This is a genomic window from Pantoea sp. RSPAM1 (assembly GCF_038816185.1).
Taxonomy (GTDB): domain Bacteria; phylum Pseudomonadota; class Gammaproteobacteria; order Enterobacterales; family Enterobacteriaceae; genus Pantoea; species Pantoea ananatis.
In genome coordinates this window covers 2,758,004-2,774,411 of record NZ_CP046137.1, presented here as the reverse complement: position 1 = coordinate 2,774,411, position 16,408 = coordinate 2,758,004, and the positions used below count along the sequence as shown (strand labels likewise).

Below are 16,408 nucleotides of genomic sequence, written 5' to 3'. Positions count from 1 at the left end.
GCATGATAATCGTCACCTCACCAACAGGTACTGACAGTATCTATCATGATAAAAATGCACTGTTATAAGTTTAAAGTGAACAGGAAAGAGATTGCGGAGTCACAGGAAGAGAATAAATTAATCATTGGCTTATGAGCTGGCAATGCGAGGAAGATATGATTTCACATGTTAATTACAAATACATTATTGCGATTTCCTTAAATCTAAAACCCGTAAGCCTGGCGGTAAAATCAATATTGAGATTAATTTTAAGCGTAAGCGGGGGAGTTGGTGGCAGATAGCGGTCTAAGTGCGCAATATCTGAAAGACCTCCAGATCTTAACTTTCTGAAAAAAAACAATAAGTCGCTGATATTTACATTGATTTCGTTTACATTTTAATTATTTTACCGGTTCGCCTGATTTATTTTCTCCAGTCTACTAATTTTAATTACTAAAGTTATTAGAATGTTCTGGCTATTTTTGTGGCTTATGCAATCGCAATTTTAGAATGCTAAATGACAGAGTGGAAAGGTAAAACATGGAAACATGCACCATTATCTACAATGGCGAACGGCTGTCAGGTCAGGCAGGTTTGCCCCTGATTGATTTCCTGGAACTGCACGGGAAAAAACTGCCGCATGTCTGTTATCACCCCGCGCTGCAGCCCCTTCAAACCTGTGATGTCTGCTGGGTAGAACATGCGGGTAAGCTGGTGCGGGGGTGTACATTAGAAACCGCGCACGAGATGGTGGTCAGCAGCATTAGCGCGCAGGCCCGGGCGGCGCAGGAGGAGGGCATGGACCGCGTTTTGGCGCGCCATGAGCTTTACTGTACGGTATGCGAACACAATACCGGCGACTGCACATTACACAACGCGGTCAGCGATATGGCGATACCGATTCAGTATTACTCCTATGAGCGTAAGCCTGCTGAAAAAGACCATACTAACCCCTTTTATACTTACGATCCCGACCAGTGTATCCTCTGTGGTCGTTGCGTAGAGGCGTGTCAGAACGTCGAGGTAAACGAAACGCTGTCTATCGATTATACCGCCGACCATCCCCGGGTATTGTGGGATGGCGGTGAGCGCATAGCCGGATCAAGCTGTGTGAGCTGCGGCCATTGCGTTACCGTTTGCCCCTGCAATGCGCTGCTGGAAAAAACGATGCAGCCAAATGCCGGTCCCTTCACCAATATGCCGGAAGCCGTGAAACGTCCGCTGATTGACGTGGTTAAAAAACTGGAAAACAGCATCGGTGCGGGACCCGTTACCGGTGTTTCACTGATCGATATGGCGATGCGCCAGTCGGAGATAAAAAAAACGAAAACGGTCTGCACCTATTGTGGCGTAGGCTGCAGTTTTGAAATGTGGACGCGTGATCGCCACATCTTAAAAGTGCAGCCGGTTGCAGATGCACCCGCAAATGGCATCTCGACCTGTGTAAAAGGAAAGTTTGGCTGGGATTTTGTGAATGATCCGCACCGCCTGACCACCCCGCTTATTCGTGAGCAGGGCCGCTTTCGTCCCGCCACCTGGGATGAAGCGCTGGCGGTTATCGTACAGCACCTGACGCAGATTCATCGTCAGGCGGGCGGCAACAGCATCGGCTTTATCGGTTCCAGTAAAGCCAGCAATGAAGAAGCCTATCTGACACAAAAAATCGCCCGCTTAATCTTTGGCACCAACAATGTCGATAACTCCTCACGTTATTGTCAAAACCCTGCTACCCAGGGATTGTTCCGGACCGTCGGACTTGGGGGCGACGCGGGAACCATCAAGGATATGCAGCAGGCGTCTCTGATCATTATCGTCGGCAGCAACATTGCAGAAAATCACCCGGTCATTGCCTCCCATATCAAACAGTCACATAAACATCACGGGCAGCAGCTACTCGTTGTGGATCCCCGTCGCCATGAAATGGCTGAGCGCGCGGATCTGTACCTGCGTATTAAGCCGGGTTATGACATGGTGTGGGCATCGGCGATGGCGCGTTACATGTTCGATCACGGTTATGCCGATGATGCCTTTCTCGCGGAAAAGGTAAATAACGTCGCCGCGTTCCGGGCGTCGCTGGCGCCTTTCACGCTCGACTATGCCAGTCAGTTAACCGGTCTGAGCGTGCAGGCGCTGACGGACGCGGCAGAAATGATAGGCCAGGCCAAAAGCGCCTGTCTGTTGTGGGCGATGGGCATTACGCAGCACAGTCACGGTTCGGATACCAGCACCGCGCTCTCTAATCTGCTGCTGGTGACCGGCAATTATGGTAAGCCGGGCACCGGCGGTTACCCCATGCGCGGACACAATAATGTGCAGGGGGCCAGTGATTTTGGCTGCCTGAGCAATGTCTATCCCGGCTATGAAAGCGTCACGGATCCTGCCGTGCGGCAAAAATGGGCGACGGCCTGGGGCGTCGATCCGGACGCGCTTTCGGCGGAAGAGGGCGCAGACAATTACCGGATGATCGAGCAGGCGCACCAGGGCACGCTGAAAGCAATGTACATCATTGGTGAAGAAACGGCATTTGCTGATGCGCATTCCACAAAAGTCCATGAGGCGTTCAGTCGTCTCGATTTCATGGTGGTGCAGGATATCTTTATGAGCCGGACGGCTGAATTTGCGGATGTCGTGTTGCCAGCCTGCCCAAGCGTCGAAAAAGAGGGAACATTTGCGAACACCGAACGACGTATCCAGCGCTTTTACGAGGTGTTGCCGCCATTGGGCGACAGTCGTCCCGACTGGCGGATACTGACCGAGCTCGCCAGCCGCCTGGGTCATCCCTGGTATTATCAGCATCCCGCCGACATCATGGCCGAAGTTGCGGGCATTGCGGATATCTTTGCGGGCGTCAGCTATGACCGGCTGGCGGGCTGGCAGTCGCAGCTCTGGCCCGTTAACGCCGACGGCAGTAGCACGCCGTTGCTCTATACCGACGGTTTTCACTTCCCCGATGGCAAAGCGCGGCTTTATCCGCTGCAGTGGCAGCCACCTGCTGAGGAGTGCGATGCGGATTATGATCTGCTGCTTAACAACGGTCGCATGCTGGAGCATTTCCAGGCCACCAACCAGACGGGGGCGGGGGGGCGAATCACCTCGCTGTCGCCTCACTGGTACGTTGAAATCAGCCCTGCACTGGCGCAGGAGCGTCACTTGCAGGAAGGCGACTGGGTCAGGCTGGCGTCACGGCGCGGTGCGCTTGAGGTGCCGGTGATCATTACTGAACGCGTGGCAGGTAATATCCTTTTTATACCGATACATCATGGTAAGCCGGGCATAAACGGACTCACGGGGGATCATCACGATCCAGACGTGCAGACGCCAGCCTATAAAGAAATTGCTATCCGCCTGGAGAAGCTGGCGCGTCCTCCTCACGCTTCACCGCTGCCGTCGCACAATTTTCGCCATGGGCACCGCACGCCGCGTGATCATCTGCCCGTTGAGGAGAAATGGCGTCAGCCGGGTTATACCTTGCCGCCTGAACACACCGCCCATCCGGAGAAGTTTTAATGGCTGAACCGCTAAAATATGACGTGCCGCCCGCCCGCACCGAGCCCACAGCAAACGAAGCCCTTGCCACGCTGCTGGAAAGCCTGCATCAACACGGTTTCCTGCGCCTCGCCACAGATCTGGTGAATGCGAACACCCAGATTGCAGGTGTGCTGGTCAATGGCCTGAATCAGCCCGGTGCGCTTAATGCCGTGCAGAATCTGTCACTGATCTTCAAAGCGCTGGCCACAATCCCGCCTGAAGAATTTAATCCTGTGTTGCTGGGGATGGTGAATGCCGCAAAAGCGATGCGGGCCGCAGGGACAGGAGCGGAAGAGAAAACCAGGCCCGGCATCCGCGGCATCATCAGGTTATTAAATGATGAGGAATTATGGCGAGGAATAACACCGGCTCTGGCAGGCGTCCGCGCGTTTGGCCATGAGATGAAACAACCATCTGAAAAACCAATCAGCCGTTACAGTAGCAAGAAAAGTCATGCCTGAATCCGAAATCGTACTCTTGCTATCGCGCGCGCAGTTTGCGTTGACGATAGGCATGCACATAGTGCTGGCGGCGTTTACCCTGGGGCTTGGCCTGATAATTGTTTTGCTGGAAGGAGCCTGGTTACGCTACCGCCGTTCGCACCACTGGCAGGCACTTCAGTTCTGGATGCGTGTCTTTTCGCTCACGGTTGCAGTGGGTGCCGTCTCGGGTGTGGTCATGGAATTCCAGTTTGGTACCAACTGGAGCCCCTTTGCCCATAAAGTTGGGGGCGTCATGGGTCCCCTGATGTTTTATGAAATCCTGGTGGCGTTTTTCCTGGAGTCAGGCCTGACCGGCGTAATGTTATTTGGTATGGGTAAAATCAACCCAAAACTGCACTTCGTTGTGACCTGCCTGGTTGCGTTAGGGGCTTTCCTCAGCGCATTCTGGATCCTTGCCGCCAACTCCTGGATGCAAACCCCTGTTGGCTATCTCCGCGATGAGCACGGCTTTTTCCGCGCCAGGAGCTGGATAAGCATCGTCTTCTCTCCCTCGTTTCCACTGCGGTTTACGCATATGGTGCTGGCTTCTCTTATTGCGAGTTTTTGCGTGACTGCCGGGGCCAGTGCATGGCGGTTACTTAAGCAGCCCGCCGACCGTGCCGCGAAGTGTGTGATGTCATGGTCCCTCTGGCTGCTGCTGACTGCTATGCCGCTGCAAATTGTGACGGGCGATCTGCAGGGCGAAAAAACCCGTGACTACCAGCCTGCCAAACTGGCTGCCATTGAAGGCAGCTGGCGCAGGCCGCCTCATGGTGAGGGGGAGCCTTTACGCCTTTTCGCCCTTCCCGATCAAAAAGTGCAGGTTAACCACGGTGAAGTGGCGATACCGACAGTGGCCTCACTTTATTTGCGCCATAACCTCACCGGGCACATTAAAAGCCTGAGCGAATTCCAGCCTGATCAACAGCCGCCGGTCTGGCCGGTATTTTTTGCCTTCCGCGTGATGGTAGGTATGGGGCTCATTATTTTTGTGACCAGCCTGACCGCGCTCTGGCTGCGTTACCGGCGCGAGCTCTGGCCGCGCCGGTTGATGAAGTGGGTTGTAGGCCTGACGCCCGCTGGCTTTATTGCCCTACTCGCAGGCTGGATCGTGACAGAGGTAGGGCGTCAGCCCTGGACGATATACGGATTATTACGCACCGACCAAAGTATTGCTCCCCTTTCCTTATCGGCCGTCATCTTCTCTTTCACCGGCATCATCGGGGTGTATTCTCTGGTCTTTGGCCTGGGTATGTATTATTTCTTACGCCTCGTCAATTCGTTTGACAGTCATGCGCTCAGCAACGAAATCAGCACGGAGGCATCTTCATGAGTCTCGATGATCTGTCCGCCGCAACGGTAGCCTTTTCGTTACTCATCTACCTCTTACTGGACGGAACCGATCTGGGCGTAGGTTCAGTTATTCTTTTTTTTGATAATGAGCAGGATCGCCGCCGACTGGTCCAGTCCATCCTGCCTGTCTGGGATGCTAATGAAACCTGGATCGTCCTGACCGCGGGTGCGCTTTTAGCGTTATTTCCCGCCGCCTACAGTAGTATCTTTAATGCTGTCTATGTTCCGCTGTTTCTGATGTTTTTCTCCCTCTTTGGCCGTGCCCTGGCGCTTGAATACCGCGGGCAGGCTTCATCTCGCGTTAAGCGCTGGCTTGACTACATTCTTTTTATTGCATCGTTTGCGGCCGCTTTTTTGCAAGGCTACATGGCTGGCTTAGTTGTGAGCGGTTTACCGGGTGAAACCGAATTGAGCTGGCTGTCGGGATATGGCTTGCTCAGTGGACTGGGCATGGTGTGGGTTAACAGCCTGCTGGCCTGTTGCTGGATACGCTGGCGCGTAGGCGGTCAGGCAAATATACGTGCGACGCACCTTAGTGGGTGGTTACTGGGACTGACTTTCCTGTTTTTCATTTTTAATATAGCGTATTTACCTGCCCCCTGGCAGAAAGCTATCTCTACGCTTCCCGGAAAAATAAGTCTCGCTCTTGTCGTACTATGTTGGGCTGGGCTGGTCGTGAAGTTGAAAAGCAACGCATCCTTATCCCCGCTACTCTTTGCGCTGCTGATAGTAACCTTCACTTTCATCACCCTGATGACCGGCATGTATCCATGGCTGATTCCTGGAACATTAACGCTGTCTGACGCATCGTCAGGTGCTTCTAGCCAGTATTTCTTATTGGCAGGCCTCGCCATCATTATGCCCCTGACACTGGCCTACAATAGCTGGGCTTTCTGGGTTTTTCGTGGAAGAATCAAATGATTATCGAGCGCAAATTCAGTGACGGGTAAATATGATTGTGAATCAGAAACATGGAACAGGGCCTACTAAAGACAGGTTATAAGGTTTAACCCTGCCCACTGGCTGGCAAAAGCACAGTTGCCTCACATATGACTTCCACGGCTTGCACTTTAATTACTTACTCTGCCTTAGTTAAATTCCAGTTAATTAGTATGTGAAACGACCGATCCATCTCTATTTCATAAATGAGTCGTTGTTTAAGCAACGGGGAACAGGTCAATATCATGCAAGGAATCACATTGCTTATACCTGTCCCAGATAATCGCCTTCTGCTCTGGCGTGTAGTTGATCCGCGTTCTTCGTTTCATGGCAACGTCCCCCCTTGTTTAAGGATAGCGTTGTATCGACCCATTGAACTCACAGCCAAAAGCGGACATTGCTAACATCAGAATGTACTGATATGCGGGGTACTGGTCACCCGGTCTGCTGTCCCGCGCCCCCTCCGTCGAACCGGAGAGGGTTCCGTACTTACTCTGAATCTGCTTAATGATTCGCAGTGCCTTAATCAGAAATGTGTCCAGCCGTCGTCTTCAGTTTCCGCGCGGGCTTTAACTGCCGGACTCGCCGCTGGAGCGGGAACATGAACAGCATCAGGTATGGACTGGCTGCCCAGACTGAACACAGACACCGCCTGCAGAAGTAACGCTGCCTGCTCCCTGAGGCTCGCGGCTGCGGAAGCCGACTCCTCTACCAGCGAGGCGTTCTGCTGGGTAGTCGCGTCCATTTCCGTGACGGCAATCCCCACCTGCTCAATTCCGCGTGCCTGTTCGGCACTGGCAGCGTTGATTTCTTCCACCGTATCCGACAGTTTGCCGACCGCTGCAACAATACCCGACATGGTTTCAGATGCGTGAATCACCCGCTCGTTACCCTGTCCCACCGTACCGGCATTAGCTGCAATCAGCTGACGTATTTCACCCGCAGCAGAGGCGCTGCGCTGCGCCAGTGATCTGACTTCGCTTGCCACCACAGCAAAGCCCCGGCCGTGTTCACCGGCACGGGCCGCTTCCACGGCGGCATTCAGCGCAAGGATGTTGGTCTGGAAGGCGATGCCGTCAATAACGGCGGTAATTTCTGCGATGCGCCCGGAGCTTTCGCTGATGGATTTCATGGTGCCACTGATGGCTGCAGTAGCCTCACTGCCTTTGCCTGCCACATCCCGTACGCTGACCGCCAGCTGGCCTGCCTGTCGGGCGTTCTCCGCGTTATTTTTTACCGTCATGCCGAGCTGTGTCATGGTTGCGGCCGTCTGCTCAAGCGCGCTGGCCTGCTCCTCGGTGCGCTGCGAGAGGTCAGTATTGCCCTGGGCAATCTGGGTGCTGGCTGATGCCACGCTTTCTGCATTGCTTCTTACAAGGCTGACGGTGTTAATCAGTGAATCCTGCATGTCGCTGATGGCCGACAGCAGCGTGCCGGTCTCATCTTTCCGGTCTGTCCGGACGGTACCGCTCAGGTCTCCGCGGGCCACCCGCCGGGCGGCCTCAACGGCCACATTGAGTGGACGCGTGATACTCCGGGTGATAGCCCAGGCGGATACTGCGGCCAGTAGCAGAGCAACCACGCCAGCAGTGACTAACATCATCAGCGCAGCGGAGCGTTCCTCACGCGCATTGACGGCGGCTGAACTCATGCGAGCTTCCTGAAAGGTCTGCATTTCCTTGAGGGAAGCCATGAAGTCGCCCTGGGTCTGATAACGAGGCCCAAAAAGCAGCCGGGTCGCTTCATCGCTTTTGCTCTGCTGCGCAAGTGCCACCACTTCATCGATGAAGGGCAGGAACAGTTCCGAATGGGCTTTGAGACGGGTAAAAATTTCGGTTCCCTGAGGTGTGTTTACCTGCTTACCGATAAGGCTGATGAGACTGTCCACCTCGTGCCTTTCAACGCGGTAATCGCTGATGGCTTTTTCTCTTTTGGTGAGGTCGCTGAGAAGAATCGCATTCCTCGCAAGGCGACTCATGTCTGAGGTGTAGTACCGCAGTGAAAGGGAAGTTGAGGCTTTTGTATACAAACTGCCGGATATCTCGTCGTTGGTGTTTCCGAGTGCGTTTATTTTAACGATGCCGATGAGCACCATAAACATCACAAGGAGTGCCATAAAGCCGAAGGCGGCACCGAGCCGGATTCCTATTCTGATATTGTTCATACGGGTTCCATGGTGTAAGGCGTCAGCGTTAATGCATGGTGCTGACGAAAAAAATCACTCCCGTTTAACGGGAGGATACTGGTATGAAATGCCGCAGCATCTTGCTGCAGCACTGTTATTATCGGCAGTGGTCAGCAAAGGTTCACCCGGCTAATTTTTTTGCCGGAGACTCCGGCCACCATGACGCAGATGAGGCGAAGGGTCAGACTATTAGTCCGGGGCCTGGTATTAATGACAGGGACTGGCTGAATCTGCTTCAGCGGGAGTAACTAATCAGCCCGCATGATTAGTCACGCGGGCTTCCGGCAGCATAAATGCGGCATACGAGGCGTTTATTTATCTGTTTCATCGCCGTACTTTTTTTCAGCCTGAACGTCCGATTTGTGCCAGAAGCAGACATGGCTTAAATCGGGATGACCTCAGCGGCAGACAGGATACAGGCCATCACGTGAGGTAATAAACTCGCATGAGTTCGGTAAAGTCATCGGTGTGTTTTGACAGATTTGAATATTATAAGCTGCTGTCAGTTTTACCCTCGTTCAGGCTATTGATAATATGAAGGTATGGCACAGACTGCCTCTCAAATCCCGGGCTGGTAAGCTTTTCAACCACGATATGGCCTCAAAAATTTTACACAGGCGGTTGTCGCTACAGCTGCCTGTCGCCATACTTTTCAGCTGTTCCATAAGGGAATTGATGTCAATTTCCTTGTCAGTCAGCGCAAGATACAGGGCGGCTTCGCCAATTATGATGAGTCCTCTTTCTTCGTCTCGAAGTGACATATCTCCCTCCGTAAGTTGATTTAGGCACTGGCATAACTGACTGTCCTGTCGCAAAAGATTTCTTCATTCCTGAATAACTCAGCTGTTTATTCCTGTGAAAAATATCCCGCTAAATACCTGTATACTGTTCAATGCTTGCCTGTCGCTTTAGACAGTGAATGCAGTTATCGGAACGTGAAATTTAACGTAACAATTAATTGTGTGTATAAAACAAGCGAGCGCTTCCCTTATCAACACTTTATCCGGACTTTCTTTTGGTTATCAGGTTTTCCGGTGGTTGTGCTTCTTTAGCAGACTATCGTTACAGTCATCTCTTTTCTTTAGCGTCAAATCAATGCTTTTAACTATCACTGCGACAGGCATGCTTCCTTATTCAAGGAAATCCATCCGCGAATGCAGCAGATGAATGCATCTTTACCGGTGCGGCAGGGGTAAACAGAAATGAATTAAGAAGATGTTAGCGTTCAGTTCGGGCTAAAAAGCCGCGCAAGAGCGTTTTTAAATTTTTTATAATGCTAAAGCGCCCTGGCGAAAAGAAGCTCCCTCAGGTAGGGGAGCAAATGTTTCACATTTCATTTTAAAAGGACCGGGGAGGGCACGTAATTATTAACACCCCGTCGCTGAAATACTTTAATTTCAGAAGCACTTTATCAGTAAGGTTCTGGTTACAGATCGGGTTCTGCAGTGCATCCCGGTTTATCCTGAACAGTACCGTTCGCAGTCTGAGGCAAGGTGTCTGGTTTCGCTGTTTCCTATATGCACTTTAGCATACAAAAAAAACCACTCAAGAGGTGAGGCGAAACAGTTGTGTGGCTCCAGGCTTCTCTGGCGGCGGGCGCCAGCACCCAGTTGCACGTTTATATCATGCCTGAAAGCATTATGCATGCAAGCGAGACGGTAAATAAGATGTTTAATCTGGCTGGCATGCCTTTAACTTCGTGAAAAAAACTTCAGTAAATACATTGCATTCCGGCACGGTAATGCGGATTTAATTTTTATTGTTTTTAAATGCCGTCTTTTACTGATTATACGTTTTAAGTTGATGTGTTCAGATTCGTTTGGCTTATGGTGGAAACATTATTTAATTTTACTTATCTGACCTTGCCTCGTTAAAAATAAAAGTTAGAGCTCAAACGATAACCTGAAAGATAATTAACCCCTCTTGTCAGCAAAGGGGTGATTAAGTGATTCTGATCAATGAAAACGATTATTTTATAAAGTCACGGAAAACAGGTGTAAATAATGCACCTTTCTAGCCGATACCGGATTGAACCCTGAGAGGATATAAATCTCCGGGTACTATTCAACTCCGGGGTAATTTAAATGAATATTATAAGAAAAGTTACAGATTTAAAGATAGGCGCCAAACTGGGACTGGGATTCACGCTGGTCATACTGGCCTCCGTCATCATATCGGCGCTGGCGTTTCGCTGTTTTTTAAGCATTCAGGAAAATTCGGCCAAGCGCGATGTCACCGTTCAGATGCTCGACACGCTGGCGAAAGCCAGACTTAACCGCACGCTTTTTCAGTACACCCGCGACAAAAAGTTTATTGAGATTAACGGCGAGGCGATGAATCAGCTTTTTGTCTTACGAACCAGTCTTAATAAATACTCCTGGTCGGCGGAAGGAGGGGAAAGGCTTTCTGTTCTGAGCGGTATCCTGACGCAGTATCAGGAAAAGCGTCAGGCTTTTCTCGAGAGCAGTGACAGTGCCGCGCGCGCGCTGAGCGAAATACACACGCTGGGCCTGGCATCACTGGGAGAAAAACTGGCCACCGGCCAGGCTTCGGCTCCTGCCGACGTTGTTGCGCCCCTACTTTCCCTCAGCTTCAGGACAGAGCAGGCGGCATTTTTTGTCCAGGAGTTCATCAGAAAGCCGGACGCTTCCACGCTGGATAAATTCAGTGAAGTCAGGGACGCCATTGCTCCGCAGGTAAACCAGCTCAGAGGCGTTTCCGGCAGCGCACTCGCCGCAGTAGTGGCGGACGTGGAGCAAAAAATGGCATCGGGCTCCGCACTGCTGAATAATTATCTCCTTTCTGTGCGGACTGAAAAGCAGGCCTCAGATGAAATGACCGCAGCGGCAGGTAAGCTGAACCAGTCCATCACGGACCTCGCGTTCTTTCAGTCAGAGATGGCTGAGAAGTATATCCAGACCGCGCTCTGGCAGATCGGTTTTGCAACACTCGCCTGTATTGTTCTCAGCCTCCTGATTGCCTGGCGAATGACGCGAAGTATCACCGTTCCGCTGAGAGAGACGCTGTCGTCTGCACAGCGCATTGCTGAAGGTGATCTGACCTCAGACATCACTACCTCGCGCACCGATGAGCTTGGCGAGCTGATGACCGCCGTGGGCGCGATGAACCAGAGCCTGCGTGACATTATCTCCCGTGTCAGGGACGGAGTGAATAACGTCGCCCGCGCCTCCTCCGAGATTGCTGCGGGTAACACCGACCTGTCTTCACGCACGGAACAGCAGTCGGCAGCGGTGGTTGAAACTGCTGCCAGCATGGAGGAGCTGACCTCCACCGTTAAGCAGAATGCGGAGAATGCCCATCACGCCAGCCAGCTGGCCACCGAGGCGTCACACAATGCCAGCCGCGGCGGGGAAATCATCAGTGACGTGATCAACACTATGGGAGGGATCAGCCAGAGCTCAGGTAAAATCGGCGAAATCATCTCCGTCATTAACGGTATCGCTTTCCAGACGAATATCCTGGCGCTCAACGCCGCCGTCGAGGCTGCAAGAGCGGGAGAACAGGGAAGGGGATTCGCAGTAGTTGCCGGTGAAGTCCGAAATCTGGCACAGCGTAGTTCACTTGCGGCAAAAGAAATCGAGGCGCTGATAAGTGAGTCACTGAGCCGGGTGAGTAACGGTACCGAACTGGTTAACCGTGCCGGTGTCACGATGGAGGATATCGTCAAGTCTGTGACCCAGGTCAGGGACATCATGGGTGAAATTGCCGCTGCGTCGGACGAACAGAACCGCGGAATAACCCAGATTGCGCAGGCCATGACAGAGATGGACACCACAACTCAGCAGAACGCAGCGCTGGTTGAAGAGTCATCCGCAGCCGCCAGCAGCCTCGAGGATCAGGCTCATGAGCTTGAAAAAACCGTAGCCGTGTTCCGTGTTCCTGCTTCCGGCCCGCTGATGCCGGAGGTTAAGGTGCCCACGCCGGCGTTAAAACACCCGTCACCCCTCAGTGCGTCGGAAGCAAACTGGGAAACATTCTGACAGCCATACTGCAGCCAGAGCCGTCTGTAACGACATCTGGCTGCATCTTTCAGTCATTTATCGGTGAGGTGGTCAGTGTGTGATCTCAGCGTGCAGCATTGTCACATCGGTAAGGCGGTGGAAGCTCTTTTTTATGATGCGGAGTCAGTCACCCGATTAAAGGTAATAGGCAAACTGAGCCTGATGCTCAGGGAAGAGTCTGATCCTGTCCGGAAAAACGAGATAGTAATCGCCATCACTATTCTCAGTTAAATCATGAGAATCAAAACCAGCCTGGAGGTTTAAAAGACACAAATCATGCAAATTTATCTTAGATAACCTCCGCTTTGTGCCAGGAACGGACATTGCTGACATTCGGGTTAAGTGTGCGCCCTGATAATCAGACTGACGCGTAACCGCAACGTGCAGAGAGCACTGTAGCAGCATGGCAAATCTTCTGGCCCAGACTTTCCAGCAAGCCATCTTCCGCCTCGTTGCTCAGGAAGCTTGTGGCGATACCCGCAATAGCACGTCCTGAATGATCGTATATGGCTGCGCCAACGCAGGTCATGGCGGCATGAACCTGGCCGTTATCGATTGAAAAACCACGTTTGCGGATAACAGCCAGTTCCTCCTTCAGCGCTTCGAGACTGTCCACGCTGTTCACTGTCATGGGTACAGGGAAGTGCGCGGTAAAAAGTGCATCGAGCTCATCATCAGAAAGCCGTGAAAGCATCATTTTACCTGTCGCGGTGAAAGGCGCGGGCAGACGCATGCCGATGCGAAAGGTATGACCGAGTGCTTTCTCTGCATCGCGGCAGCCGACATAAACCACTTCGTAGAGGTCCAGCACCGTAAGGGTGATGGTGTAACCCGCCAGCAGAGTGTCCGCAGCAAAATAATCGCGAAACAACGAAATGATATCCATCTGTGAAAGAAACCCTTCCGCCCAGCGCATCAGATGAGGGCCGAGGCGGTAAGTGCCTTCTGCTGTCTTTACCAGCAAACCCAAACCTGTCAGGGCATGCAGTTGCCCGTGGACGGTGCTTTTGGGCAGAGACAATGTGCGCGTGATGTCGGTGGCCGACATCACGCCACCTGACGCAGCGACCAAATCAAGGATATTAACCGCACGACGCAAAGCAGGAACTGTGTCAATTTTTTTGTGTGGTTGATCGCTTTTTGTTAAAGAATCCCCTGACATAATTCCTCGTAGTAAGTTCAGTATCAAGATATCAGTTCAATATATTGAACCAGATAAAGGGGAGTGTAAATGATTCAACTGAAAAATCCAGACCTGCTTCAGACACGTTGTCTGATCAATGGCGAATGGGTTCAGGCTCAGGATCGTGGCGTAATTGAAGTCAACAATCCGGCTACGGGTGACATTATTGCTTCCGTGCCCGCAATGTCGGCGCTGGATACCACCAACGCTATTAAGTCTGCACAGACGGCATTCATCGGCTGGCGTCAACTTGCGGCCAAAGAACGCACTGCACTTTTGCGCCGCTGGTTTGATCTCATCGTTTCCCATATAGACGATCTTGCGTTGCTGATGACGGCTGAACAGGGCAAACCGCTGGCGGAAGCCCGTGGCGAAGCGCTGTATGCCGCCTCCTTTGTTGAGTGGTTTGCCGAAGAAGCCAAACGTGTTTACGGCGAAACCATTCCTGCTCCAGCAACCAACAAACGCATTGTGGTGATCAAGCAGCCTGTCGGCGTATGTGCAGCGATTACACCCTGGAATTTCCCTGCCGCGATGATCACCCGTAAAGCCGCACCGGCGCTGGCTGCTGGCTGCACCATGATTGTCAAACCGGCAGAACAGACGCCGCTCACCGCGCTGGCACTTGGCTGGCTGGCGATGCAGGCGGGCATTCCGCCAGGGGTCTTTCAGGTGATTACCGGCGATGCGCACGAGATTGGCGGTGTACTTACCGGCAGTCATGTTGTTAGTAAGCTCTCCTTTACCGGTTCAACAGAAGTCGGACGTATTTTGATGGCGCAGTCGGCTCCGACCATTAAAAAACTTTCGCTCGAACTGGGCGGTAATGCCCCGTTTATCGTTTTTGATGACGCCGATATCAATGCCGCCGTTGAGGGGGCTCTGGCCTCAAAATACCGCAACGCCGGACAGACCTGTGTCTGTTCCAATCGTATCTACGTTCAGTCTGGAATCTATGAGGCGTTTACCAGCCGATTTGCAGAACGGGTGGCGGCCCTGAAAGTGGGCGACGGACAACAGCCTGATGTGACGATCGGCCCGCTTATCGATGACACTGCGGTGAGTAAGGTGGAGGAGCATATCGCCGATGCGCTGAAAAAAGGGGCAACGCTGCTTACGGGCGGAAAACGACACGCGCTGGGCGGTACGTTTTTTGAACCCACGATACTGACTGGTGCCACTCAGCAGATGAAAGTCGCCCGTGAAGAGACTTTTGGCCCGGTGGCACCGCTTTTTCGCTTCACCACGGAAGATGAGGTGATTGCGATGGCGAACGATACAGAATTTGGCCTGGCAGCCTATTTTTACACCGAAAATGTGCGCCGTACCTGGCGAGTTACCGAAGCGCTGGAATACGGCATGGTAGGTCATAACACGGGACTGATTTCTAACGAAGTCGCGCCTTTTGGCGGCGTTAAACAATCCGGTCTTGGCCGGGAAGGATCGCATCACGGCATTGATGAGTATCTGGAAATTAAATATCTGTGCTCAGAGATTGCCTGATAACCACACGTGACTGACAGGAGGCGATATGACGATCAATACATTTGAGTTTCGTACGGTGTCTTCCATTGAAATGAAATGGGGAGGAGCACAGCAACTGGGCACCAATCTGACGGCACGGTTCACTCAGCGTAACGCATTGCTGATTACCGATGCTGGATTAATCAAAGCGGGACTGATTGCACCCATCACAAAAAATCTTGAAGAGGCGGGCTTTAGCGTCACCGTTTTTGATGAGGTTGTGGCCGATCCGCCTGAAGCCGTCGTGTACCGTTGTGTCGAGGTCGTTAAACAGGTCGGGGCCGATATTATTATCGGGCTGGGAGGGGGATCTTCGCTTGATATTGCTAAAGTCACCGCGGTGCTGGCGCACAGCGATCAGCAGCTGGCGGAGATGTACGGCATCGGCAAGGTCACCGGGTCGCGTCTGCCAATGGTGCTGATACCAACCACAGCCGGGACCGGCTCTGAAGTCACCAATATTGCCATTATCACTACTGGCGAAACCACCAAGATGGGCGTTGTTTCACCTCAGCTTTACGCAGATTTTGTGCTGCTTGATGCGGGACTGACGCTAGGACTGCCGCAAATTCACACCGCCGCAACCGGTATTGATGCAATGGTTCACGCCATTGAAGCCTACACCAGTAAGCACAAGAAAAACCCGCTTTCTGATGCGCTGGCCCGTGAGGCATTACGCCTGCTGGGCGCGAATCTGATTCACGCCTGTCAGGATGGGAGCCATCGCGCCGCACGAGAAGGGATGTTACTGGGTGCTACACTGGCCGGGCAGGCGTTTTCCAACTCGCCGGTCGCTGCCGTCCATGCTCTGGCCTATCCGTTGGGTGGGCATTATCACATCGCGCATGGTCTTTCTAACGCGCTGATGCTCGGCCCGGTGCTTCGTTTTAATGCCACTGCGGCCGCGCCGCTGTATGCCGAACTGGCCGACGTGCTCAACGTACCCGGTAGCGGTGATGCAGCAACTCGCTCAACCGCATTTGTCGACTTTATGCTGCATCTGATGGAGCAAAGTGGCGCGCCTCGCCGGTTACGGGATGTCGGGGTAACGGAAGCGAGTCTACCACGTCTGGCTGCGGATGCCATGCTGCAGACGCGTTTACTGACCAACAATCCTGTCGAGGTTCATGAGCACGACGCGCTAAATCTGTATCGCGAAGCATTCTGATTTCAATAATTAAAAATAACGCATCACTTTAACCACGCTAACGAC

The 16,408-nt window shown here is 52.5% G+C and carries 10 protein-coding genes; 7 read left to right on the top strand and 3 right to left on the bottom strand.

Going from position 1 to position 16,408, the window contains the following annotated elements; genetic code table 11:
- The first annotated feature begins 519 nt into the window (after positions 1-519).
- Genes fdhF through GKC68_RS13410 form a run of 4 tightly spaced genes read left to right on the top strand, consistent with a single transcriptional unit; the run spans position 520 to position 6,263 of the window.
- On the top strand, positions 520-3,486 hold the full coding sequence (fdhF, locus tag GKC68_RS13425) for a formate dehydrogenase subunit alpha (protein WP_028722278.1): 2,967 nt from the start codon (positions 520-522) through the stop codon (positions 3,484-3,486).
- Entirely contained in the window at positions 3,486-3,968 is a 483-nt protein-coding gene (locus tag GKC68_RS13420; RefSeq protein WP_028722277.1) for a DUF1641 domain-containing protein, read from the top strand. The genes fdhF and GKC68_RS13420 overlap by 1 nt, the downstream gene beginning before the upstream one ends.
- Positions 3,961-5,322, top strand: a complete 1,362-nt coding sequence (locus GKC68_RS13415; RefSeq protein WP_050598372.1) for a cytochrome ubiquinol oxidase subunit I — start codon at positions 3,961-3,963, stop codon at positions 5,320-5,322. The genes GKC68_RS13420 and GKC68_RS13415 overlap by 8 nt, the downstream gene beginning before the upstream one ends.
- Positions 5,319-6,263 (top strand): cytochrome d ubiquinol oxidase subunit II, encoded by a 945-nt coding sequence (locus GKC68_RS13410; RefSeq protein WP_050598371.1) that lies wholly within the window; start codon positions 5,319-5,321, stop codon positions 6,261-6,263. Before GKC68_RS13415 ends, GKC68_RS13410 begins: the two co-directional genes overlap by 4 nt.
- 544 nt (positions 6,264-6,807) lie before the next feature.
- On the opposite strand, the gene GKC68_RS13405 is transcribed toward GKC68_RS13410, so the two are convergent.
- Together GKC68_RS13405 and GKC68_RS13400 are read right to left on the bottom strand one after the other, a co-directional pair.
- On the bottom strand, positions 6,808-8,445 hold the full coding sequence (locus GKC68_RS13405; protein ID WP_028722275.1) for a methyl-accepting chemotaxis protein: 1,638 nt from the start codon (positions 8,443-8,445) through the stop codon (positions 6,808-6,810).
- Between the two features lie 539 nt (positions 8,446-8,984).
- Complete coding sequence (locus GKC68_RS13400; protein ID WP_050598373.1) at positions 8,985-9,227, bottom strand: hypothetical protein; 243 nt, start codon at positions 9,225-9,227, stop codon at positions 8,985-8,987.
- Between the two features lie 1,323 nt (positions 9,228-10,550).
- On the opposite strand from GKC68_RS13400, the gene GKC68_RS13395 reads away from it, so the two are divergent.
- Complete coding sequence (locus tag GKC68_RS13395; protein WP_028722286.1) at positions 10,551-12,467, top strand: methyl-accepting chemotaxis protein; 1,917 nt, start codon at positions 10,551-10,553, stop codon at positions 12,465-12,467.
- A gap of 379 nt (positions 12,468-12,846) precedes the next feature.
- On the opposite strand, the gene GKC68_RS13390 is transcribed toward GKC68_RS13395, so the two are convergent.
- Positions 12,847-13,536: an IclR family transcriptional regulator gene (locus GKC68_RS13390; protein ID WP_230957775.1), complete on the bottom strand. Its 690-nt coding sequence runs from the start codon at positions 13,534-13,536 to the stop codon at positions 12,847-12,849.
- 183 nt (positions 13,537-13,719) lie between these two features.
- Between GKC68_RS13390 and GKC68_RS13385 the strand changes: the two genes are divergently transcribed.
- Both GKC68_RS13385 and GKC68_RS13380 read left to right on the top strand, forming a co-directional pair.
- Positions 13,720-15,174: an NAD-dependent succinate-semialdehyde dehydrogenase gene (locus GKC68_RS13385; RefSeq protein WP_210456325.1), complete on the top strand. Its 1,455-nt coding sequence runs from the start codon at positions 13,720-13,722 to the stop codon at positions 15,172-15,174.
- A gap of 28 nt (positions 15,175-15,202) precedes the next feature.
- Positions 15,203-16,363 (top strand): iron-containing alcohol dehydrogenase, encoded by a 1,161-nt coding sequence (locus GKC68_RS13380; protein ID WP_264253654.1) that lies wholly within the window; start codon positions 15,203-15,205, stop codon positions 16,361-16,363.
- Positions 16,364-16,408 lie beyond the last annotated feature (45 nt).

Excerpts from the sequence above, each read along its gene's own strand:
- GKC68_RS13385 (WP_210456325.1), top strand. The coding sequence starts at position 13,720 with ATGATTCAACTGAAAAATCCAGACCTGCTTCAGACACGTTGTCTGATC.
- GKC68_RS13400 (WP_050598373.1), bottom strand. The coding sequence starts at position 9,227 with ATGTCACTTCGAGACGAAGAAAGAGGACTCATCATAATTGGCGAAGCC.
- GKC68_RS13410 (WP_050598371.1), top strand. The coding sequence starts at position 5,319 with ATGAGTCTCGATGATCTGTCCGCCGCAACGGTAGCCTTTTCGTTACTC.
- GKC68_RS13405 (WP_028722275.1), bottom strand. The coding sequence starts at position 8,445 with ATGAACAATATCAGAATAGGAATCCGGCTCGGTGCCGCCTTCGGCTTT.
- GKC68_RS13420 (WP_028722277.1), top strand. The coding sequence starts at position 3,486 with ATGGCTGAACCGCTAAAATATGACGTGCCGCCCGCCCGCACCGAGCCC.
- GKC68_RS13415 (WP_050598372.1), top strand. The coding sequence starts at position 3,961 with ATGCCTGAATCCGAAATCGTACTCTTGCTATCGCGCGCGCAGTTTGCG.
- fdhF (WP_028722278.1), top strand. The coding sequence starts at position 520 with ATGGAAACATGCACCATTATCTACAATGGCGAACGGCTGTCAGGTCAG.
- GKC68_RS13380 (WP_264253654.1), top strand. The coding sequence starts at position 15,203 with ATGACGATCAATACATTTGAGTTTCGTACGGTGTCTTCCATTGAAATG.
- GKC68_RS13390 (WP_230957775.1), bottom strand. The coding sequence starts at position 13,536 with ATGTCGGCCACCGACATCACGCGCACATTGTCTCTGCCCAAAAGCACC.
- GKC68_RS13395 (WP_028722286.1), top strand. The coding sequence starts at position 10,551 with ATGAATATTATAAGAAAAGTTACAGATTTAAAGATAGGCGCCAAACTG.